General features: G+C 64.6%; 16 protein-coding genes. 9 read left to right on the top strand and 7 right to left on the bottom strand.

The features are described from left to right. Positions 1 to 7: 7 nt before the first annotated feature. On the bottom strand, positions 8 to 895 hold the full coding sequence (locus E7T06_RS13990) for a GGDEF domain-containing protein (RefSeq protein ID WP_136366403.1): 888 nt from the start codon (positions 893 to 895) through the stop codon (positions 8 to 10). 633 nt (positions 896 to 1,528) lie between these two features. On the opposite strand from E7T06_RS13990, the gene E7T06_RS13985 reads away from it, so the two are divergent. Then, on the top strand, positions 1,529 to 2,260 hold the full coding sequence (locus tag E7T06_RS13985; RefSeq protein ID WP_136366402.1) for a hypothetical protein: 732 nt from the start codon (positions 1,529 to 1,531) through the stop codon (positions 2,258 to 2,260). A 362-nt stretch (positions 2,261 to 2,622) separates the two neighbouring features. Here the strand turns inward: E7T06_RS13985 and E7T06_RS13980 are convergent, their stop codons facing one another. Next, entirely contained in the window at positions 2,623 to 3,597 is a 975-nt protein-coding gene (locus E7T06_RS13980; protein ID WP_136366401.1) for an aldo/keto reductase, read from the bottom strand. Between the two features lie 495 nt (positions 3,598 to 4,092). On the opposite strand from E7T06_RS13980, the gene E7T06_RS13975 reads away from it, so the two are divergent. Both E7T06_RS13975 and E7T06_RS13970 read left to right on the top strand, forming a co-directional pair. Further along, complete coding sequence (locus E7T06_RS13975) at positions 4,093 to 4,323, top strand: hypothetical protein (protein WP_136366400.1); 231 nt, start codon at positions 4,093 to 4,095, stop codon at positions 4,321 to 4,323. A 677-nt stretch (positions 4,324 to 5,000) separates the two neighbouring features. Beyond that, positions 5,001 to 6,233, top strand: coding sequence for a peroxiredoxin-like family protein (locus tag E7T06_RS13970; RefSeq protein ID WP_168733543.1), 1,233 nt, complete (start codon positions 5,001 to 5,003; stop codon positions 6,231 to 6,233). A gap of 528 nt (positions 6,234 to 6,761) precedes the next feature. On the opposite strand, the gene E7T06_RS13965 is transcribed toward E7T06_RS13970, so the two are convergent. Further along, entirely contained in the window at positions 6,762 to 7,073 is a 312-nt protein-coding gene (locus tag E7T06_RS13965) for a hypothetical protein (protein WP_168733542.1), read from the bottom strand. A 453-nt stretch (positions 7,074 to 7,526) separates the two neighbouring features. Here E7T06_RS13965 and E7T06_RS13960 point away from each other — a divergent pair, with 453 nt between their 5' ends. Continuing rightward, positions 7,527 to 8,585 carry a GGDEF domain-containing protein gene (locus E7T06_RS13960; protein ID WP_168733541.1) on the top strand — a complete coding sequence of 353 codons (1,059 nt, stop codon included), beginning with the start codon at positions 7,527 to 7,529 and terminating at the stop codon, positions 8,583 to 8,585. Between the two features lie 820 nt (positions 8,586 to 9,405). On the opposite strand, the gene E7T06_RS13950 is transcribed toward E7T06_RS13960, so the two are convergent. Further along, the gene (locus tag E7T06_RS13950; RefSeq protein ID WP_136366395.1) at positions 9,406 to 10,128 is read right to left on the bottom strand and encodes an alpha/beta hydrolase; all 723 of its coding nucleotides are present in this window, start codon (positions 10,126 to 10,128) and stop codon (positions 9,406 to 9,408) included. Beyond that, a complete protein-coding gene (locus E7T06_RS13945; RefSeq protein ID WP_168733540.1) occupies positions 10,125 to 10,925 on the bottom strand; it encodes a MerR family transcriptional regulator in 801 nt (266 codons plus the stop codon). The genes E7T06_RS13950 and E7T06_RS13945 overlap by 4 nt, the downstream gene beginning before the upstream one ends. Positions 10,926 to 11,657: 732 nt before the next feature. On the opposite strand from E7T06_RS13945, the gene E7T06_RS13940 reads away from it, so the two are divergent. Next, the gene (locus E7T06_RS13940; RefSeq protein ID WP_136366393.1) at positions 11,658 to 12,923 is read left to right on the top strand and encodes a hypothetical protein; all 1,266 of its coding nucleotides are present in this window, start codon (positions 11,658 to 11,660) and stop codon (positions 12,921 to 12,923) included. A 221-nt stretch (positions 12,924 to 13,144) separates the two neighbouring features. Next, complete coding sequence (locus tag E7T06_RS13935) at positions 13,145 to 13,960, top strand: hypothetical protein (RefSeq protein WP_136366392.1); 816 nt, start codon at positions 13,145 to 13,147, stop codon at positions 13,958 to 13,960. 621 nt (positions 13,961 to 14,581) lie between these two features. On the opposite strand, the gene E7T06_RS13930 is transcribed toward E7T06_RS13935, so the two are convergent. Continuing rightward, positions 14,582 to 15,208 (bottom strand): ArsR family transcriptional regulator, encoded by a 627-nt coding sequence (locus E7T06_RS13930; RefSeq protein ID WP_240741063.1) that lies wholly within the window; start codon positions 15,206 to 15,208, stop codon positions 14,582 to 14,584. Positions 15,209 to 15,281: 73 nt separating this feature from the next. Here E7T06_RS13930 and E7T06_RS13925 point away from each other — a divergent pair, with 73 nt between their 5' ends. Then, positions 15,282 to 16,508 carry an MFS transporter gene (locus tag E7T06_RS13925; protein WP_136366391.1) on the top strand — a complete coding sequence of 409 codons (1,227 nt, stop codon included), beginning with the start codon at positions 15,282 to 15,284 and terminating at the stop codon, positions 16,506 to 16,508. Between the two features lie 1,099 nt (positions 16,509 to 17,607). Here E7T06_RS13925 and E7T06_RS13920 read toward each other — a convergent pair. Continuing rightward, complete coding sequence (locus E7T06_RS13920) at positions 17,608 to 18,144, bottom strand: SMI1/KNR4 family protein (protein WP_136366390.1); 537 nt, start codon at positions 18,142 to 18,144, stop codon at positions 17,608 to 17,610. A gap of 482 nt (positions 18,145 to 18,626) precedes the next feature. Between E7T06_RS13920 and E7T06_RS13915 the strand changes: the two genes are divergently transcribed. Both E7T06_RS13915 and E7T06_RS13910 read left to right on the top strand, forming a co-directional pair. Then, entirely contained in the window at positions 18,627 to 22,091 is a 3,465-nt protein-coding gene (locus tag E7T06_RS13915; RefSeq protein ID WP_276605573.1) for an ATP-binding protein, read from the top strand. Between the two features lie 5 nt (positions 22,092 to 22,096). After that, positions 22,097 to 22,513 (top strand): response regulator, encoded by a 417-nt coding sequence (locus tag E7T06_RS13910; RefSeq protein ID WP_240741062.1) that lies wholly within the window; start codon positions 22,097 to 22,099, stop codon positions 22,511 to 22,513. Positions 22,514 to 22,762 lie beyond the last annotated feature (249 nt).

Genomic DNA, 22,762 nt, shown 5'->3' with positions numbered 1-22,762 from the left:
CCGTTGGTCAGTGCGGTGCTTGTTCGCCTTCTCCTGGAGCGTCGTCTGCGGGAGCCTGCCCGTTGCTGGGCGCTCCGTCAACAGCTCTGGCGTCCCGGCGGGCGGCCTTGACAGCGTACATCGCCGCGTCGGCGGCACGCATCAGGCCGGGCGCGTCGGTGGCGGCGCCTGTTCCGGTGTAGACCCCCACACTCGCACCGACGCTCAGCAGCTGACCTTCGATGGAGAGCGGCGCGCTGAGCGTGTGAGTGATCAGCTCAGGAAGGTGGTGCCCACTGAGCTGCTGCTCCAAGAGAAACACAAACTCATCGCCGCCTAAGCGCCCGACCGTCCCCAGCGGCCCCAGTTTCTCCTGCAAACGCCCTGACAACTGACGGAGCACCTCATCGCCGACGTGATGACCGTACTGGTCATTGATGGGTTTAAAGCGGTCGAGGTCAATGTAAGCGACCGTGATCGCTTCTCCTGTGCGCCGGGAGCGGTCAACGATTTGAGCGAGCCTGTGGGCAAAAGTGGTTCGGTTGACCAGCCCGGTCAGGGCATCTGTGCGGGCCTGATGGGACAGGGTTTCTCGTAGGTCGTGCAGATGCCCCACAAGAGCGCCCATCAGCATGCCAACGGTCACACTTACCGCCCCAGCCGTGAACAGGTCAGGAACATCGATAACGCCGTTCACGCGGTAAAAGCCAGTCACGATGGCCGGCAAGCTCAGGAGGCCGTGCAGCAGGCCGATCTTCGCACCATTCACGCTAGCAGCCCCAGCGACGATCAGGTACGCCAACGCTGTGGCGGCCACGCCAAACGTGAGGTATAGGCTGGGGAACACGACGATATAGGCGCCCCAAGCCAGGAGCGGAAGAACGTGCCGGGCAACCCCGTGAATGCCGTCGCGCATGATGTGTCGTCAGTGTGACACGCCTTACCTCACAACGGTCTTGCGGCAAGGGAAGGCAATAAGCGGGCCACTGCTGGGCCTGAGCCCTCCTGTGTACCGCCCGCGCCCTAAACGCCGTGGGCAGCAAGATCGTCACAGACGGAAACGGCGTTCAGGACGAGTTGTATTGCGATCAGATCCGCTGTACCCGGCTGCACGTCCGGTCGATGGTGGGCTTCACGCCGCTCCTTGTTTCCAGACATCGCCTGGACCTGAAATGACTCTCTGCTGTGATGACGGTCAGCTCTATTTGGCAACAGCCGGAAAGTGTACTCTAAAGCCAGGGAATCGCTCCAGGTGCGGCTGACCGAAAACGGTATGAGGCCTCTCTTCAGGAACCCGGTAAAGCACCTGGGCAGCTACGTCCTTGCCCCACGCCGCCTGATTGGTAGCTCCTGTCCTGCCGGCCACCTGCACCCACCGCCCAGATGCGCAGGCCCGCAACTTCCGGGTTTTACCCAGCTACCGAGTTCGCCCAGCTTATCAGGAGGTTTCTTTTTGTCCGGTTCTGTCGGCTGCGGCCTTGACGTTCGCTGAACTCTTGTCTTGACTTTTGCTTGGTGTTTGGCACGTCCATACAGGCGGGAGGAGCATATGACGATCAGCAGCAAGTGGACCAGAGCGGGCCTGCTGTCTCTGGGGCTGACCACTCTGGCGTGGGCCGCCGGCACTTACAGCCTCATTGTGAATGGGCAGGTCATCAGCAAAAATGCAGTCGTCATCAACGGTGAGACGTATGTGCCACTCTCGGCGCTAAAACTGTTGGGCGTGACCGGAACGCTCAAAGGAAACACGGTAACACTGGCCCTGGGCAGTGCGCTCCCACCCGCCCGGAACGCCAGCGGCGGAGCCAATCAAATGGCTGCCCTCGAAGGATGCCTCAATCAGACGCTGTTCAACGGCATCTGGCGCGCCAAGGTGCTCTCTCTGACGCCTATTCAGACGCCAGATGCGGGCAGCTCAGACGTCCCCGGATGGGCTGTGAAACTGGAAATCAGAAATGGAATTCCCAAGACAGCCTCGCTGATGGGCACCGGCTTCGGCGCCAGCAGTGGAGGAAGTCAGCCGATGTTGCTGCTGGCAGACGGCACGTCCCTGACCCTCAATGACAATGATTTTCTAAAACCTTGGAGTCAAGACGTGTTGCAGGGGGGTGTCCTGACCTTTGCCCTGCGTTTTTCCTATCCCAGAGGAACGACCGAAGGGCAGGCCCGGGCGCAGCGGCCCACCAAATTTATTTTGCAGATCAATCCCCGCATTCCCGAATACATGGGCATGAAATACAGCGTGCCAGACCCCAGTTTACGCGTGCGTCTGGATTGCTGACCCTCGGAAGGGCACCGGAACCGCCCGGCCCACCGCCTGCAACCGGGCCGGAACTCCTCTGGACACCACAGGAAACCGTGATGAGGCATCCAGGACGGAAGCGCTGGCCTGCACCTTCCTGCTGGCCTGTGCTCCGGAGCGAACCAGAAGCATGTCGCCGGCCCCGTCTGCTGGGAAACGCTGAGCGACAGCCGGGCAATAGACGTCGTGCAGGCAGGAGTCTGCGGCCCGTGGCAGCGGTACACCAACGTCACTTTCAGCGGCTGGGAAACAGGTGGGTGGGGCCATTCGGCGGCCGCGTGCACGGGCAAGGTTCACTGCCCCTGTTCTTCGGCAGGAAGGCCACCCGCGCAGACCGGACTTCAGATGCCCAGGACAGGATGGGGCCGGTACGGTTCTTCCAGCGCCTGAAGATCGGCGGGGGTGAGCTTGAGGCTAAGGGCCGCCACCGCGTCTTCCAGGTGCGGCATCTTGCTCGCTCCTATGATGGGCGCCGTGACGCCCGGCTGGTGCAGGAGCCACGCGGTCGCCACCTGTGCGGGCGTGACTTCTAGGCGGCCTGCCACATCGGCCACACGCTGCTGGACAGCGTAATCGTCTTCGGTGCGGTACATCGCCTCACCGAATGTGTCGCTCCGCGCCCGGGTCGTCCTCGCCTCCCCAGCCTGCCGGTTTCCAGCCAGAAAGCCCCGGGCCAGTGGACTCCAGGGAATTACGCCGATGCCGTCTTCACGGCACAGCGGCAGCATCTCGCGCTCTTCTTCACGGTAGACCAGATTGTAATGATTTTGCATACTGACGAACCGGGTCAGGCCGTGCAGGTCCGCCACATGCTGCATCTTGGCGAACTGATAGGCCAGCATGCTGCTCGCGCCGAGATAGCGCACAGCCCCCATTTTCACCAGGTCGTGCAGGGCCGTCATGGTTTCGAGGATGGGCGTCTCGGGATCGAACCGGTGAATCTGGTAGAGGTCAATGTAGTCGGTGCCCAGGCGCCGCAGACTGGCCTGAGCCGCGTCCATGATGTGCTTGCGGGACAGCCCTGCCTCGTTGACGCCGGGCCCCATCCGATTAAAAACTTTGGTGGCGATGATGACCTGGTCGCGCCGGGCGTGCTGCGTCAGGGTCCGGCCCAACACCTCTTCACTTTTGCCCAGCGAATACATATCCGCCGTATCGAAAAAGTTGATCCCGAGTTCCAGCGCCCGCACGATGAACGGCAGGCTCTGGGCTTCGGGCAAGACCCAGTCCCGCCACGCCGGATCACCGTAAGTCATGGTGCCCAAAGAGATGCGGGATACTTTGAGGCCACTCTGGCCAAGCCGCGTGTATTCCATAGCGCACTGTAGACCAGTGGGGATCAGAGGAAAACAGGGCGCCGGCTTCAGGATTCCCCGGGTGTTGTTGAGGAACCGGTTTGTCGCGGAACCCGGAGGAGGTGGAGAGAGGCCCGCCGGATGACGCAGCCTGTCAGCAGGCTTCACCCGGGCCGCAGGAGCGCGGACTGAGGGCCTCAGCATTTGGGGTGGCCAGGCTCCAGGGAGTCGAGGCGGCTCAGAAGCAGTGGCTGATGTTCAGCGACCTCGAAGCCAACACCCGCGTAAACGTTTTTTACACTCATGGTGGCCGGGACAGAGGGTGCGCTGGACGCGCCCAGATCGCCCTTCAAGACAGCGCCGTACCAGAATTCCAGGCCGCTCTGAAGCCTGGCCCGGGAGGCGGCCGCCGTGTCCTTACCTTAGGCAGGGGCAGATGATTGACGAATAGTTGGCCTGACGCTCTCCAGACGCTGCGTCATGCGCCAATCACTCCCCCCCAACTCCCCTCGGGCCATGACACAGCACCGCCGAAACGACCCCCAGGCGCTGGGGCACGACGCCGCCTTCCTAACCCAGCTGCGCCGCCCGGGTCTGGTGCCCAGCGCCGTCGTGCGGCTGGCCCTCGACGCCCTGCCCGTACTGGAACTGCTGCCGCTGCCCGTGCTGGCTCAGGCACTTGAACCTGTGCTCGGCCGGGCAAGTCCCTGGGCGCCTGCCACCGCCACGCGCGTCTGGCTGGTATGACGCGCCGCCTCTCCCGCAGCAGCCAGGATCGGTTCGCCTTTATATGCGGCGCCCTCTGGATTACCCGTCGCTCCACCCCTCTCGTCCACTGACGGCACGCGCGCCATCATGACCAGCCCAGAGGGGGGAAAATCTCCATGCCCAGAGAGCTGCGCCCGTGGGGAGCTGGGAAGACGGCGGGCAGGGCAAGTGGGAGCGCAGGCAGGAAGCCGGCCAAGTCCCAAGAGCACCGAGCGGGGTGGGCCGCTGCCCATCCCACTCGGGTCGGTGCAGTCCCCGGCTAACGTGAGCGTTCTGCTTTTCAGCCCCCATGTTTGTCCCCGCCACTGGCCTCGGCACCTGATGGCGGCCCTGCAACACTCTCGGGGAACCTCGGCTCCCCGAGTTCAGGCAGGCGACGTGCGCTGGATGGTCACGTCGCTACAGGTGACGCGCGGCGGGCATCAGGTGCCGCTGCATGTCTTGGAGTGGCCTGGCGCCTTCAGGGCAGGGTGCTGAGGTCGTGCCCTCTCCCGGCGTCTTGGCTGGGCGGTGGCAGCAGAACCAGCACCTAAACCTGAACCTCACGTGTGGGTTCGGGTTGGTCTGAGGTCCCCATCTGATGTGGCTTGCTCCAAGTCACCTTCTGCAAGAGGTCATGCAGTCTTAGCTTAACGTGGAGCGATATGGTGCGGGGCGTGTTAATTGTTCCTGCCCTGCAAGCCGTCACTCAAGCCGCCGAGCAAGGCGAACCCACCTTACTGAAGTTGTCATTCTCCGATCCCAAACTGACCACCGCCTTGCAACTGTTCGACGGGCACGTGCTGGGCGTTCGCAGCCAGATGTTGCCGGCGTGGAGCGCGTCCTTGGTGCAGCACGGCGTTCCTCCTGTGGCCGTGACCGAGATTCAGCAGCAAACGTCCACGCTGTTTGGCGCCCTGTCTCAACTGATTGAACGCGGGTACGTGACCCGGGACAAGGTGGACGAAATCTACCGCGAACGGGTGGTTGCGGCCCTGCTTCCCCTTGCTTGGCGCACCGGTACAGCGAGTTCGACTCAGTTTCCAGGCGCGGCCCCTCCACACAGCTTGTACCGCTACAACGCCCTCGAAAGTGTCCAAGCCGCTCAGCAGTACGCGGCAGGCTTAGGGGAATCGGAGCGGGCGCTGCTGCCTTCCGACTGTTTCGTGGCTTCACCTCTGGCCTCCACTTGGCCGGGCTGGACGGAGTCGTCCCAACGGGTGTATCACGCGGCGCTGCGGGGGTTAACGCTGGGAGAAATGGCCGAGCGGTTGGGCCAACGCTGGGATGTCCTGACCCAAAATGTCATGCAGTTGGTGGGGGCCGGGACGCTGCGCCGTGAAGACGCGGCGGCGCTGAAGCTGGTGGCGCCCCGGCTCAGGGCAGGCCAGTTGGCCCCCGATTTTTGTTTGCCTGATCTGGCCGGGGGAGAAACGCGGCTCAGCGAATTGCGCGGCCAACCCGTGTGGCTGGTATTCAACCGCCAAAGCACCTGCGCGATGTGCAATCCCCACAATGCCCAAATCATCGCGGTGCATGAACAGCTCAAGCAGCGGGGCGTGCGGATCATCACCGTGTGGGGCAGCACGTTGAGCGATCTGAGCGTCGGGATCGGCCATCTTCATCCCCCTTACCCAGTCTTGGCGGACCCCCGCGACGAAACATATGACCGCTACGGCCTCAATATGAGTGTGGCGGGCACACTGGATCTGCGGAACCTGCCGACCATGCTGCAGGGCTTCAGGATGATGGGTACCAAAGCCCTGAAAAGCGACGGGGAACTGCTCCGCATGCCCGCAGAGTTTTTGATTGGAAGTGATGGGCGGATTGAAACTGCGCACTACAACAGCTACGGCACCGATTGGCTGCCGATGGAACATGTGCTGAACTGGTCGTCGCAGCGCCGCTGATCCGGCCAGGTTGATGCCAGCGGGAGGGAGAGCCTGCTCCTGAGCGCACGCCTGCCAGAACCTTGAATCACGTCTGAAACGCCTGTTTCTGATGTTTTCTTTTGGTCAGGGCACTCCCCGATGCCGGCGTAAAGGCACACAACTTCGCGCGCCCGTTTTCGCTGCTGGAAAGCGCCAGCTTACAGCGCTCCAAGCCAAGCGGAGCGAAGAGAGAACAAGGCAGGTTACGCGATTTGGAGCCGCATGCAGTGCTGTCCCGGCTGTACGGAAACCGTACGGCCTGCGTCTAAGGACAGCGTTTCAACAGGTGTGAGGGTTGAGCGCTGTCAGTGGGTCCTTCACCCGCCGCTCTCGCAACGCCTTCTCCCCTAACGGGCCAGGGGACAACAAGGACTTGAGCGCTGGAATGAGATCGCTGTCGCGTGAATACCACCTGCGCGGCCGGGAGCCGCGTGCTCGGGAAGGTGGATAAGAGGCAGAATAGCAGGCAAAGGACGCTCTGGCTGACTCGCCCGCCTTCCTGGACGCTTACCGCCTGCCTTTCTCATACCACCTCTGAAAACCCGCCATAAAGTGTGTTGAACTAGCCCGGCGCTCTTCGCTCGCCCTGACGCAAACGCCCAACTTGCCGAAGGCTGAGCTTGGCTTCACAGTGTGCAGGTAGACCGTGGTCTCGTCGTCATGCGGCGCGAAGGCAAAGGTCAAATTCCCCTGACCCTTCCAGACCGTGAACGGATTGGTGGTCACGGCCCGCGACCTGACGTCTTGGGCCGAAGCGGGCACCGCCGCCCACAGCGGCACGGGAAAACCGGCCAACATGCGCCCCTCAATGAAGTTCACCAGTTTCAGGCCGCCTCATCCGGAGCTGACCTTGGTCGGATCGCCACCCAGAGAGGCGACCCCAGCGCACAAGCTCGCCCTTCAGGACTGGCCGTCCTGACAAGCAATGTCGCTCACGGGATTGCCCTGCCGCCTCACCGCGCTACTGATGGGCAAGCCGCCAGGAGTACCAGCGCTGCCCCCCCACCCAGGTGCCGTCTCAGAGACCATATTCTCTGGGGACTTGTACTATGTGGAGACGTCGAAAACCGTTTAAGGACGCCACCGATGACCCGCGCCCGAGGGATTCATGCCCCACAGCTCTGCTGTGAATCGCCTTCCTCTGCGAAAAGCGTTGATCTTGCTGAGAGACAGACCAAGGGAAGACGGTTTTGATTATCATGAGAGAAATGAGCTACCGGCCACATGAATAGACAGCCGCGAGAGCCGAAGACGCCTCCCCACGTGTTAGGCGTGTACCGCTCCACGGTGCTCCTGATCCTCGCGATGGCCGCCGTGGCCACGCTGGTCGCCCTTGTGTTTGAGTCGGCTGCACAGCCTGAGCATTCCTTCGATCTGGTGATGTACCGGCTGATTCTCGTGAGCCTCCTCCTCCTGGCCCTCCTCCTGGTGTGGAACCCCCAATCATACGCGTTCGTCTCCTCGAGCATTCTGATCGGGTTCACCGTTTATTTCCTGGCCAAACTGAGCTATCTCCTGTTTTTTCTGTCGAATGCCGACGAGGTGCCCGTAGGATTAAGCGAAACGTTCTTCTGGACTCCAGCGGTTTTCATGTTCACCTTTATTACGACCAATCTCCGCGTGGGCCGAATAGTCAACGTAGTCTTTATGACCCTGATGGTGTTGCTGTCCTGCATCTACGCGATCACTTCAGAGGTTGGGCGTGACGGGCGGATTTTGAATGCCCTGGTCCAACTGAATCTGTCCAGTCTGACCTGTTTTGTGTTGGCCGGAATCATCTACCGCTTTGCCGGTCGCCACGCGACCACCCTGGAGCGCGCCAGAGTGTATCAACAGTTGGCGCACACAGATGCCCTCACGGGCCTCCCAAATCGCCGCTGGTTTGAACAGGAGTTGGCCCGCCGAATCGACGCCGCGTCCGACGACAGCCCACCCGTGCCCTTTTGCGTGCTGTACATCGACCTGGACGGTTTCAAACAAGTCAACGACACCTATGGTCACGAGAGGGGTGACCACGTCTTACAGCGGGTCGGTGAGCGGCTGACATCCGTTCTGCAGGGTGATGAAGTGGTGGCGCGCCTGGGCGGCGATGAATTTGCCGCCTTGGTGAACCTGACCCACATCGACATGATTCCGGCCATTCAGAGACGCGTCGCTCAGGTGGTGAGCGAGCCGATCACCCTGGCGGGTCAGGAGCTGTGCGTGACAGCGAGCGTAGGAACAAGCGTCTATCCAGAGGATGGCCGTACGGTTCAGTCGCTTCTCCATCACGCCGACACCGCCATGTACCGGAGAAAAAGTACATCCAGACCCAACACAGGATCCGGCTGAAGGCCCGAGATGGAAAAGCCCGGAAGGCCGGCGAGCTCTACGCGCAGCCCCAGATCTGAAGCTTCTCACGCTACCCCTCTTGGAGTCGGCGTTCCAGCAGCAGCAACTGGCAGTTGAGTTCGTTCAACTCAATTCGGATGGACCGCTGGCCTGGAGCGTCGCCTTGCCAGAGTGCTGCACTCAAGCGGGCTTCAGCAGCCACCAGCTGCCGCGCCAACCCAGTGTGGAGCTCTTGGAGTGAGGGGGAATCCGGCGGTAAGCTGTTCAGCCACGCCCGCCAATCGCTGTCTCTCATGGGGGGCAGGTATGGAGGGAGAACAAACGCGGGCGAGGAGGGCGGCTCATGGCACAGCTTAGAGAAACAGCTCTGACACGAATCTGGCCTCAATCAAGCCGGACGTGAAAAACCAGAACATTCCCTGCCCACAGCCGAAGCGGGGGCGGGGGCGGGCCTGTCGCCTTGATGACCCGGCCACACGGCCGCTGGAGTCTGGCCGCGGGGCTGAGGGTGGGGGCAGCTTGGGCTTATGTGCTGTGGGGATAGCCCAGCGCGCCTGATCCCATTTGAGAAATTGGAGTACGCCCCGAAATCTGAACAGCACGGAGCCCGTGCTTCCTTTTCCACGTGTAAGTGCGGCGCCAGAGTGCAACCACAGGCCTGGCAGCACTCCTCAACGAGCTTCGCCTTTCTTGGCCTCTTGGAGCAGCTTGACGGTCTGGTCTTCCGTGACCTGCTGTTGGTTCGTGACGTCTCCTCACCTTTGGGCCTGACCCATCACAGGTGAACTGGCGAGCCTTCGTCTTTAGGGCCACGCCGGCTTCACGGTGCGCGGAGGAACTTCAGCAGGGCCGTCCAGTATTGTCCAGCTGTACCCAGGATGTTGCGGTCGTCGCGCAAACTGCTGGCGCCGTGCAGGCCACCGCCCACCGGCTGGAAACGCGTGACCTTGGCCCTGCGGACTGCCCTCAACACGACGTCCATCTGCTCACGTTCGGCCGGGTCGCCCCGGCTGGTCGCGAAGACCGGCACCTTGAGGCTTGAGGCGGCCCGGACCGCCAGGCCGTCGCCGGTATAGTCAGCTGGGCTGAAGGCCAAGATCCCGGCCAGCTCGGGGTGCCGGGCGGCCAGGGGAAACAGCAGCATGGCGCTGTAACTGCTCCCCAGCGCAAAAATCTTGGTCTTCGGATAGGTGGTTTTCGCCCACCCGAGGGCCGCCTCCAGATCGGGCAGCGCCCCGGCATAGTCGGCGGGTGGGGCCGCCCTCGCGGTACGGTTTTCCGCGCCGAACATCCCGCCCCCCACGCGCTGATCGATGGCGAGGCTGGCGTAGCCCTCTGTGGCCAGCCGCGCGGCGACCGGGTCATATTCATGCAGGTTGCTGTCGGCCTGGTGAAACAGCAGCAGCACGCCCTTGGGCCTGGACACGGCGGTATGCTGGCCGTAAACAGTTACGCCGTCACTGGCCTTCAGCGTGATGGGCTGGGGAACAGCGAGCGCGGGGCTGGTCAGCACCAGAACGAACAAGGGACGCATCCGGTTCATAAGACCTCCAGGGGCGCATGAAGGGGCGCCCAGACTTCGGTATGGGGTGCGGCGCCTGGGCGCAGCCGGCAGAGATAGCGCTCGGCACTGGGGCCGGCCCGAAGGTGGGGCGACCGGGCCAGCCAGTCGCTCAGCGCCTGATAGGCGTGCAGCAGACGCGTCACGTCGCCGCAGAGGCGGGTAAAGGCAATCCTTCCTCCGAAGCCAGGTTCGCTGCCTGGCACAGCCAACCGCACTGGCAACGACAGCGCCACGGCGTAGTGATCCGGGTCGAAGCCGCCCTGAGGGGGGTGGTGCGCGTGGGGCGGCCCAGCAGCGCGCGTGCCCAGCTGCGCGGCACGCTGGCGCAGCGAGCAGTAGCCTTCACGCCGATCCGCTTCACAGCGGCTCAACGAGGTGTAATACCGCACGCTCAGCACGGGCCAGGCCCGCTGCTGACGCACCCGCACCTCGAAGTCTGGCCAGGGCGGAGTGGTCTGCGCCTCCCGCACCCGGCGCAGCGTCTGGAGACGCTCCTGAAGTTCGGCCTCTAGAGCGTCGCCGTGGCGTTCCAGGGCGGCGCCCAATTCCAACCCGCCGTGCAGGCAACGTGCAATGAGCTCCAGCGGCATCTCGAGCTCGCGCAGCGAGCGAATTCGCTCGGCCACCGTTCGCTGATGCCAGCGGTAGAAGCGGTACCCAGTTCGGAGGTCGACCGCCGCTGGAGCCAGCAGGCCCTGTTGCTCGTACAGCCGCAGCGCCCGGATACTCAGCCCGGTCATCTCGGAGAAGTGGCCAATGGACATCAGGGGACGCATAGGTTCAGGGTAAAACTCTGCCGCAGGGGTAGAGTCAAGTGACCGCTGGAGCTCGAAGCCGCGGCACGTGTGCGGATCAAGACCAACTGTCCGGTCAGTCCAGGTCAGCAAGCCAGTCGACCCTTGCCTCTGAGTCACGGCGGGTGTGGCAACTGCACTCTACAACTGATCGTGTGTGACTGACCGCCTGCCTTATCGCCACTGATTCAGAAGCGGCCCTCATCCACCACCCCGGGTGGCCCTATCACTGCTTTCCCGCTGCGCGAGCGGCGGACCGAGTTCGGCCCGCTGTTGGGCGAAGGACGGCGGTACCGGGACCCCCGCGCCTGTTCTGAGGGGTCTTTGTCACTGGCTCTAGCGGGTGTCGCGCAGGGTCTTCTCCTCCAAGACCCCAGGAGTCCTGCCGCACAAACTCCCTGGACTCCCTTCTTGGTTAAAGGTGACGTTCTAGGGATGCTTCATCCGGCTGGGCGGCGGCGTGAAGGGGCCGCGATCCAGGAGAGCCCGAGGCGACACGGCGTCGACTCCCCGCAGCGACGTTGTCACTCCGATCAGTAAAACGCATCAAAATCGGTGTTCCAGCCGTGGTGGGTGCTCTCAGGAGGCCTGGCCTGGGGATCAGCCCACACCACCCACTTGGGTGGTGTGAGTGTCGTGGCGGCGTCGGGAGTGTCGATGCGGTGCGCAGTGGGCTCTCCTGGCAAAAGTCCACCACGCTTTATTCCTTGATTTGTGCCACGCTGTGGCATGGCCCCGCGCTTCCCTGTCCGCGCCCTGCTGGCAGCGCTGCTCGCACTGACGCTGGGCACCTGCGCCCTCCGCTACCGGGCGTCCCTCCCTGACCCCGCTCCGCCACTCGCCGCGGACCGTGACACGCGCTGGCGTCAGGACATCGCTTACTTCACCCGCAACCTCGCGCGGCTCCACCTCAACGCCTTTCACACCTTGCCGCGTGAGGTCTTTGAGGTCCGCGCCGCCCAGCTCGCTGGGCGCGTGCCAGATCTCAGCGACGCGGCGATCGTCACTGAACTGACGCGCCTCGCCGCGGCGATCGGAGACGGACACACGGGGGTCTACGACCTGGAGGGCCGCTTCCTGAAGCGTCAGTTGCCGCTGCGTTTCGCCGCGTTTCCCGAGGGGCTGTTCATCACGGAGGCCGCCCCCCACTACGCCCACTTGCTGGGCGGCCAAGTGCTGGCCGTGAACGGCTCACCGACCGCGCAGGTGCGCGCCCGCCTCGCCCCACTTGTGCCTCAGGGCGAAGGATCCAGCTGGGTCAACCGAACCTGGCCCGCCCTGCTGACGCGCCCTGATCTCTTGGCCGGCGTAGGACTGGGCCCAGCCCAGACCGTTACCCTCACGCTGCAGGTGAACGGGCAAGACCTCCAAGCCAAGGTTGCTTCCCGGGTGGCCTCGGCTGACCGCGCAGGCTGGCGCTCTGCGGCGGCGGCTGCGCCCAGCTGGGCGCAGCCGGGGGACGTCTGGTTTACTCCGGTTGGCAAGGCCGTCTACCTGCGCCTTGCCGGGAGCCCCCCCGACCTCGCGCGGCGGAGCAGGGAACTGCTGCTGACCTTGGACCGCACCCGACCGGAGCGCTTGGTGGTGGACCTGCGGGATCACGGCGGGGGTGACTACACCCGCCTCGCGCCGCTGCTCACCGGACTACAGCGGCGTCCCTGGCTGAAGGTGCATGCGCTGATCGGCCCGCGCACCTTTTCGGCGGGCGTGATCAATGCGGCGCAGCTGCAGGCTCTGGGCGCCACGCTTGTGGGAGAGGTCAGCGGTGGACGTCCGAATGGCTACAGTGAACGGCGACGCTTCACCTTGCCTGCCTCGGGGCTCACCGTCGACTACTCGGTCCGCGTGTACCGCTTTGCTCCAGGTGATCCAGATGGTCTGCAACCCGACTGGCCGGTGGTACAAACGTTCGCCGATTTCACTGCGGGACGCGACCTGGCCCTTGACCGGGCGCTGAACGGTGAATCTGGGGCACGCTAAGAGACGTGCCCAGACGTCCCCGAGCAGCAGGCACATCACGTGGAGCTGACTGCAGGGAACCAGCGGGCGTTCAGGGAGTGCGGCCCCAGACGCCAGGGCCAAGAGCCCTTCGCGAGCCGACAAAGGGCCTGCCGTTGAGACCCTCTTGATCCACCGACTGACTGGACGCCACGAGCATTCTCGGAGAGAATATTTTTCATGTTTTTCTTCGTTCAGGTCTGGTGGGACAGCCGGTGCTGACGGCCCGCTCTCAGCCGACAACAACGTGGCGAACGCTGGTCATCGCTGTGGTCGGCCTCCTGCTTCCTTTCCTCTGGCCGGGCGTGTTAAAGCACCTGTTCGACACGCGCCCCTTCACGATGACCCATGCGGATGCCGGCTGGCCGCTCCCCTTGACCCTGCTTCATCTCTTCGCGGACGGCCTGATCGGTGTGGCGTATACCTTTATCGCTGGGATCCTCGCCTATATCGTGTACCAACACCGCCGCTTGCTTCCGTTCGACTGGGTGGTGCTGGCCTTCGGACTGTTTATCGTGGCCTGCGGCACCACCCACTTTATGCATGTACTCGTGATGTACGTTCCTGCCTACTGGCTCGACGGCTATCTGCGGGGCGTGACCGCGGTGGTGAGTGTGGCGACGGCCGTGGCCTTGCCGCCGCTCGTGCCGCGCATCGCGCAGTTGCTGACCGCCGAACAGGCCGTCGCCGCCAAACAGGCGGATCGTCACCCGGCACGGAGGTCAAGTCTTCGCCCGCAGCGAACCGGGGCAGGGGGCCACGTTCGGATTCACGCTGCCCAAACCGTCCACTTGAACGGGCGCGTGACCCTCCCCTGGCCAGTGTCCACCTCCAATTCAGTAGCCACGCTCCTCAGGGGGTCACCCAGATCGACCACGCGGCACATTGGATCTGCGGGCGATCTCACAGGGCGTCAAAAAGCGGGGTCATCCACCCAACCTCAACACGTGCTTCTGAATTCACCGGAGTCAGGCGGCCGGTGTTGCCTTCACTGGACTGGGGAGGCCGACGCGCCGTGACGGATCCCATACCCCATCGCCACCGCTTTCCCCCATCCCGATCATCCTGCCCGCCTCGGGGACTGTACCCCCAGTTGACCGGGGAGCCGAAATGTTCAGCTCCTGTTCCACGCGCGCGGCCCAACCGGTCGTACGGAGTGCCTATGATTTCCGTACAGCCTCCGCAGCGGTGCACGTCCGGGCATCCGTCTCTTCCCTGCCCGCTCTGCTCAGATGAAAAGCCCGAACGGTCTTCGCGGTGTGGGGAGTGCGGTGACGCGGGACCAGGTGAACCTGCACGGAGCCGTGCTCTCTGGCACCGGACGCACACCCCGCACTCACGTGCCCGCGGGAACCCCACTGGCAAACGTCTTGCGTGAACAGCGGACTTGACGTTCATGCACCCCTCGCGCAGCGTCTCCTGACGGCCTTGAATGGCTGGCGCAGCAAGTTCGAGACATTCCAGTCGCTTAAGGGAAAGCCGTGGGAGGGCCAAACCTGCGTTCGAAGTGATCGTCACCCTGAAGCGCTGGCGAGAGGGTTGGAGCGCGCGCACGGTGGGTCAGCTTTTTGGGCCCGGTGAAGGTGGCCTTCCTCTAAGCTCAGGGGGGCCGGTCAACGGAGGCAGACCCGCCGCTCTCTTCAGGCCACGGCGCCGCGCACCAGCAGCAAGCTCAGGGTGTATTCCGGCGCGCCGGGCGTTTCCCACTGGGCCGCCTCATTCAGCAGGGCCAGCAGGCGGCCTTTCAAGCGCCGGGCCTGCGGCCCGTCCAACCTCACTGTGGCAATCGTCAGCATCAGCGGCTCATCCCCTGCGAACACGTCCTGCGCTGGGCCAGTTTCATCGCCGATCTCCAGGTTGCTGTCTGCTGTGCCCTGTGACAGCCACAGCCCCCACACCGGTGCCCGCTCCTGCACCTGGCGGGCGGCTAGCACGGCCACCTGCGCCATACGCGGCCTGAGTTGCTCCCACCAAAAGGCGTCCAACGTCTCCGCAGCCGTCACCTCATAAGGAATAAACCACCGCGGCAACACCTGGTAGCGCTTGATCGGCCGTCCGGCACGCCTGTCCACCCGTTCCACCAACGCCACCTCCGCCTGCTGCAATTTCAACAGCAGATAAGAGGCGCGCGTTAAGGGCAGGTCAAGCTGGCGCGCCACCTCTGCGGCGCTGCGGGGCGCCTGCATCAAGTACTGCAGCAGTGGCCGCATCTCCGGGTCGAATAAGAGGCGGGTCTGCGGGGACGTCGCGACGGAGTAGGGGGTCACCGGGAGAGTGTAAAGGCTGCCAACCAGAACATTCGGCTGTTTTTTCCGGTAGCGGTGTTCCCACACTGACGGGATGTCCCCCTCTCTGTGGAACCGCAGTTTCGTCCTCTGGCTGCTCGGTACGGCTCAGTCTCACTTCGGGAGTGCCTTGGCCGGGATCGCCCTGAGCTTCCTGGTGCTTCATCAGACGGGGTCCGCGCAGTCCATGGCCCTGACCCTGGCCTGCACCGTGCTGCCCAACCTGCTGATGCCTTTGGCCGGAACCTTGGTAGACCGCTGGCCCCTGAAAGTGCCCCTCATTGGAGCCGATCTGGTCCGTGGAGTGCTGCAGCTGACCGTGGGCGGCCTCGCCGTGGTCTGGGGCGAGGTGCCGCTCTGGCTGGTGAACGCAGCAGCGGTGCTGACCGGCTTGGCCGGCCTTTTCGCCGGGCCCGCCACCAGTGCAGCGGTGGCGGCCCTGGTGGCTCCAGCCTATCTGGCTCAGGCCAATGGCCTGCTCGGCAGTGTGGGGAGGGGAGCCTGGCTGCTGGGCACCTTGGCCGGCGGCTGGATCGTCACCCGCTGGTCGCCTCCCGTAGCCATTGTGGCCGATGGCCTGAGTTTCTTGGGTATGGCGGTGCTGCTGACCTGGGTGACTCTTCCCGGCCGGCCTGCAGACCAGGAAACACCGTCAAAGTTCTGGGCCGAGGTGCGGGCCGGCGTTCAGGTGATGGGCCGTTCCCGCCTGCTGATGCTGGCTCCCCTCATCGCGTTGCTGCTCAACGCCAGTCTGGCCCCAGTCACGGCCATTCTGCCCAAGCTCTTTGACACCCTGGGGGCGTCGGCCACCGGATACGGCACCTTCCTTGCTTTGGAGAGTGCTGGCCTGCTGACCGCCGGACTGCTGATCGTGAAGTTTGGTGGGCGCGTTTCATCTGGCCGGCTGATTGGCGCAGGGTTGCTGCTCACCGCCGGCACCTATGCGGCCCTGTGGCACTGGCCCCTGACCAGCATGCTGCTGCCCGGTGCTGTGCTGCTGGGGTTCGGGTTCGGGTTGATCAACGTGCCCTTCCAGACACTGATTCATCAACGGGTGCCGCAGGCGTACCTGGGACGGGTCTTCAGTGTGCTGGGAATGGTTTCGAGCATTGGCATGCCGCTGAGCCTGCTGCTGGTCTCGCCCTGGCTGGATCTTCTCCCCATGGCGCTGTGGTTTGGCTTGGCCGCGCTGGCCCAAGGGCTGGGGGGGCTGGCTTGGCTCTGGGGCCTGCGAACAGAACGGGGGAAGCACACCGGGGTGATCCCCCGGAGCAGCGTCTAGCCATGCCCTCACCCCGGAGAGGACGTTGCGCCTGAGCCGGGCAGAGCGGCGGCTTGAACGTCAGGGGGTCAAGGCCCTGGTCCCCGCGGGGGACTCACCCAGGTCTGCGGCCGGTAAACCAAGATCCGTGCGTCTGCCTCGGTACAGGCCAACTGGCCGGGGGTCTGGAGGGCGTGATGGGCGCCCTCATCAGGTCGTTGAGGCCTCAGCCTCTTCAGTTACCGCACCCCGGGGCACTGAGCCGCCTATCGGCCTGCTGCCCATCGGCCTGCTCCAGCGCTGCCTCAGGCGGGGGCCCAATCACCAGGCCAGCGTCAAGCTGTGAACCCAAGACTTGCAAGTTTGTTTCCTAGGAAGCAGACCCGCGCCGCCGGGCTCTCGTCCTTTTGCGGTGGATCACCCACCATTCGATCAGCGCCCCTCCGCAAGATCCACCTCTCCCAGCTCAGTTCTGTGATTTCAGGCGTCCGCGGTCCGGCAATTCCACCAAGCCGCAATAGGACGCGCCTCTCCACTGGGGCCGCAGCTGACAGATGTTGCACGTCGCTCTCAGGAGAGGAGCGGCGTTTGTCCCACGGCCGCCCTGTGTCGTTCTCCAGCTGGGGATCAGTCAAGGGATGCCCAGCTCTAGGGCGGGGCAGCGTAACGTGCACGGACCCGACGAGCAAGGCGCCCATATGGGCAAGGACCTTGCCTGCCGCTTTTCTCGCACCCACAGCTCCGTATCTTTTGCCTCTGGACGCATGGTTCTGACCACACGCTCATAGGTAGAGATCAGCCTAGGGCAGGCAGGCTCTAGAGGCCGGACATGAGGCGCTTCTACGAGGGCGAGCAAGATGGACCTGTTCCCTTCAGTCCGTTCTTCGGGCACAAGTCCCAGAGGCCGGTGAGGGAGCCCAGGCGCCTGGGCGCGCGCTCCTGCGTCTTGGCCCGTCCACTGCACGGCGAGAGAAACAAGACCTTCGCCCTCTTCGAATCGCCACCCGTTGGAAGCAATGGATAGCGTCACGAGGCCATGACCCTCTTCTCACGGGGCTGAAGTGGGGCACGGGGAGTCCTCCTTTGGTGTGGCGTCCTCCCTCTGGCTGAGCCGGGCCTGTCATTCCGTCACTGTCCGCAGTGGGAGCGCGACGGGGCACGAGACGTCTGCCTCCCAGCACAACGGTGTAAACGTCGCCGGCAAAGGGCCTATGCCGAAGACGTCTTGCCCGGAAACCAGTTGGGCCATCAACGCCACGATGGATGGTGCCAGGGGCTGCATCTCGAAATCAATCAGCCGAACAACGGGAGCTTCGCTTCCGGTCCGTAAAGCGTCCAACGGCCAGCCACACAGATCGCCGTTGTCCGTCACCGCAAAGATCAAGACGTCGCCGCTTCCCTCCTCCTCCAGCCACTGCTCGACCTCCGCATCCAGAAAAGGCGCCAAGCGGTGGCGATGGGTGTGGACCTCCGTCACCGGCAGGAGGTGGAGAAACCCACCAAACGTGCCGGCACCCAACGCCCGGATGAGTTCCTGATAGGCCAGCGGGAGCGCGGCACCATACGTCTGAGCCACCTGCCGTTGACCCGCCGCGAGTCTGGGGTCGCTGGGAGGAGCGGAACACCTGATCTGAGCCTGCACGTCTTGGAGGGTCATGTCAGCCGCCACCTCCCCAGTCTACCGGTCTCCACTGGCACCGATGTCCACCAACCGAGCCGTGGGAAGCTGGGCTGGTCACGCCCGGGTGAGCCGGCAAGCCTGCGGGCCAGCCGGGTCGTTCAAGATCGGTTCACCCTTTCTGGCCGGTTCAAGGCAGATTCACTGAATTCTTGCGCGACGCGTTTGCCGCCGGTTCGCCGTGGGAGAGACGCTGAACAGCGGTGAGCCGGAGACGGGCCCTGAGTCTGAGCGCTCCAGTTCCCGCTTCACTGCGGGAAAGGCCGCGCCTGCCGCTGCGTGAACCGGGGCTCACCGGGGTGCGGCCTCCCCCGCCCGCTGCTGCGGTGGCCCAGCGTGCTGGAGCGTGACCACCCAGGCCCGCTGCCCTGTGCTTCAGCCCCGGGGGCCCCTCAGGGTCCCGCCCCCCAGTCTCCATCTCCGTGAGCGGGTTACCCCTGTCGTCGTATGCTTTGCTCAGAGTGACAGACAACATTCAACCTCAGTTTGACGCGGCGCGCGAAGTCTTTGTGGGAGGCGGGGAAATGGCGCGGCGCATGTTGGCCCACGACTGGACGGGGACCTCGTTGGGGGCGCCCCACCAGTGGCCTCCGAGCCTCAAAACTGCCGTGCGGATCATGCTCACGTCCCGCTTTGCCATGTGGATGGCGTGGGGCGACGACCTCACGTTTTTTTGCAACGATGCCTACGTGCCGACGCTCGGAGTCAAGCAGGTGTGGGCGCTCGGGACCCGGGCAGATCAGGTCTGGGCTGAAATTTGGAATGACATTGGACCCCGCATCCGGCAGGTGCTCCACGCAGGCGAGGCCACCTGGGATCAGGGCCTGCGGCTCCTGCTGGAGCGCAGCGGCTATCCGGAAGAGACCTACCACACCTTTTCCTACAGCCCCCTGGCCAACGACGCGGGCCACGTGACCGGCATGCTGTGCGTGGTGGCCGAAGAGAGCGAGCGGGTGGTCGGAGAACGCCGCCTGCGGGTGCTGCGCGACCTCGCTGCGCGCATGAGTGAAGCGCGAACCGCGGCCGACGTCTACCGGGCGGCCGAAGCCAGCCTGAACACCGAGTGCCACGACCTCCCCTTTGCGCTGGTGTACCAACCGGCCGAGCCAGGCCGGGCCCAGCGCACCTTTGTCTCCGGACTGAACCGGGAGCACGCCGCTGCGCCCCCCTGGGTGGCCCTTGAGGACCACGATCAGGCGGACGCGCTGTGGCCGGTCCAGGCCGTGCTGGCCGACGGCCGGGCGCAGCTGATCGCGGACCTCACGTCCTGTGCTGAGCTGCCCCGCGGCCCCTGGGACCGGGCGCCCACCCGGGCACTGGCACTGCCCATCGCCCGCTCAGGGGGGCCAGAACCCGTGGGGGTGTTTGTGGCTGGCCTCAATCCGTACCGGCCACTGGACGACTCGTACCGCGGGTTCCTGGATCTCTTCGTGGGGCAACTGGCCGCGGGCCTGGCCAACGCGGCGGTGTTTGAGAACGAGCGTCAGCGGGCAGAAGCGCTCACGGCGCTCGACCGGGCCAAAACGGCGTTCTTCGCCAACGCCAGCCATGAACTGCGCACCCCGCTGACCCTGATGCTGGGGCCGATTGAGGATCTCTTGACGGATGGAGCGGAACCGCTGACCCCGCCGCAGCGGACCACGCTAGACATGGCGCACCGCAACAGCCTGCGCCTGCTGCGCCTGGTCAACGGGTTACTCGATTTCTCACGCCTGGAGGCTGGAGAAGCGCGGACGAGCTACGCGCCCACTGATCTGGCCGCGTTCACCGCAGATTTGGCCGAGAGCTTCCGGGACGTGGTGGAGCGGGCCGGGCTGCGGTACGTCGTGGCGGCCCCTGACCTGCCCGAACCGGTGTACGTGGATCCAGACTTGTGGGAGAAGGTGGTGCTGAACTTGCTCTCCAATGCCTTCAAATTCACGCTGAGCGGCGAGGTGAACGTGAGCCTGGAGGCTGAGGGCCAGGCGGCGGTGCTGCGGGTGCAGGACAGCGGCGTGGGCGTACCGAGTTCAGACGTGCCGCGGCTGTTCGAGCGGTTTCACCAGGTGGAGGGTCAGGGCGGGCGGTCGTTTGAAGGCACCGGAATCGGCTTGGCCCTCGTGCAGGAAATCGTGGAGTTGCACGGCGGTCAGGTGGGTGTTCAGAGTCGGCCAGGGCACGGCACGACCTTTACCGTGCGGGTGCCGTTCGGCAGCGCCCACCTTCCACGGGAGCGCCTCGGGGCGCCGCGCGAGCGGACGTCGACGGCCACCGGAGCCTTGCCGTATGTTCAAGAAGCCCTGCGCTGGCTGCCACACACGGGCAGCGGTTTGGCACTGCCCGAACCTGACGCGGCGGTCACCCCCAGCCTGCGGGGGCGTGTCCTTGTGGCCGACGACAACGCGGACCTGCGGGACTATATCCAGCGCCTCCTGGCGCCGCACCATGAGGTGCAGGTGGTCGCGGACGGCGCGGCGGCCTTGGGCGCGGTCCAGGCGGCGGCGCCGGATCTGGTGATCACCGACGTGATGATGCCGCGTCTGGACGGCTTCGGTCTGCTGCGGGCCCTGAGGACGGGTGAGGCGACCCGCACGCTGCCGGTGATCATGCTCTCGGCCCGCGCGGGGGAGGAAGCGCGGGTGCAGGGCCTGGAGGCCGGGGCCGACGATTACCTCGTCAAGCCCTTCAGCGCCCGCGAACTGCTGGCCAAGGTGAATGCCAACCTCACCCTGTCGCGGGTTCGCGGCGAAGCCTTGGCGCGCGAGCAGGCCTACACGGCGGAGTTGGAAGCGCGCGTGCAGGCGCGGACGGCCGAGGTGCGCCGCGCCCTGGAGCACAGCGAAAGGCAGGCGCTGGAACTCTCCACCATTCTGGCCAGCTTGCCGGACGCCGTGTACGTGGGCGATCTCACGGGCATCAAACGGGCCAACCCACCTGCCTTGGCGCTGCTGGGCTTCACGGATCTGGCCCAGTTGGACCACCCGGTCCCTGACCTGGACGAACAACTGCTGCTGCGCGACGCGGCCACCCACGGCCGCCTGGCGGCCGCAGAGAGTCCCTTCGTGAAGGCGCTGACCGGAGAAGCCAACCAGCGTGACGTGCTGCTGCGCCATCCGACCAGTGGTGAAGACCGGGTGGTGCGCATCGCGGCCGCCCCCCTCTGGCGCGGTGGGGACGTGGTGGGCGCCGTCTCGGTCGTCTCGGATATGACCGAGCGCGCCCGGCTACAACACGTGCTGCAGCAGGCCAACGTGGAACTGAAGCGCAGCAACGCCGAACTTGAGCGCTTTGCCTACATCGCCAGCCATGACCTGCAAGAACCTATCCGGACGGTCGGCTCGTTTGCGGGTTTGCTGGGCCGCAAGTATGGTTCCTTGTTGGATGAGCGGGGGCAGCAGTACCTGCGCACCATCGAACAGGGCGCCGAGCGGATGAAAGCCCTGGTGGACGATCTGCTGGTGTTTTCCCGCCTAAACGCCGAAGGCCCGCCGCTGCGGAGCGTGAACACCCACGAACCGCTGCGTGAGGCGCTGGCCCGCCTGGACGCTTTGGCGCAGAGTGCCGGGGCGCGGGTGAACGTGGAAGCGTTGCCCACTGTGAAAGGCGACGCGCCACGCCTCGCGCAACTGTTTCAAAATCTGATCGGCAATGCCATCAAATTTCGCCGCTCAGAGGTGGTGCCCGAGATTCACATCGGTGCCCAGCGGCAGGGCGACTGGTGGACGTTTACGGTGGCCGATAACGGGATCGGCATCAACGAGGGGTATCAGGAGCGCATCTTCGAGATGTTTTCACGGCTGCACGGCCGCGACCGCTATGAAGGCACCGGACTGGGCCTGGCGATTTGTCAAAAGATCGTGGAGGGCCACGGGGGACGCTTATGGGTGTCCAGTCTGCCAGGGACAGGCAGCACCTTCCACTTCACCTTGCCGGCCCCGGACGCGTGAGCGGGGTGACCGACGTCTTGGTCGTAGAGGATAATCCGGCAGACATCGAGTTGATGCGCGTCACGCTGGAGGACTTGGCCCTGCCGCATCACCTGGACTGGGTGCCCGACGGCGAGGCGGCCCTCGCCTACCTGCGCAGCTTCACCCCCCGGCTGGTGCTGCTGGACCTGAACATGCCGCGTCTCGGCGGCCTCGAGGTACTGCATGCAGTGCGAGACGAGAGACTGGGTGAATTTGTGGTGGTGGTCTTCAGCAGTTCCGCAGCGGAGCAGGACCGGCAGGCCGCCCTGGCGTTGGGGGCCGCCGCTCACGTCGTCAAGCCGGCGTCGTTTGACGCCTTCTGCGAAGTGTTTGCCGAAGTGCTCCTGACCTACGCGCCCCTTCCAGCAAACGGACATGGGGAGAGGTCCATTGGCTCCTGAGTTGGCGCTGACGCTGATGCCTGAAGAGAACTTCTGGTCAGCCCAGAGTCTCCAGGCCAGCGGCACACTCCCGGCGGGCTGACCTCTGCTGTGAGCTTCTCCGAACCACCGTGGCCCAACCGACGTCTACCGCTGCCCGTGGGCTTGAGGAGGCCAAGTGCTTCGGACGGCGCCGTTTAGCACCTTGATCTGAACAAGAGTTTCCATCATTTTTTCGATTGCGTGTCACGCGGCGTCGAGGAATTGGGG

Origin of the sequence: Deinococcus sp. Arct2-2 (assembly GCF_004801315.1) — a bacterium.
Classification (GTDB): Bacteria; Deinococcota; Deinococci; order Deinococcales; family Deinococcaceae; genus Deinococcus.
The sequence above is the reverse complement of the archived record's forward strand: the minus strand, read 5'-3'. Positions and strand labels throughout refer to the sequence as shown.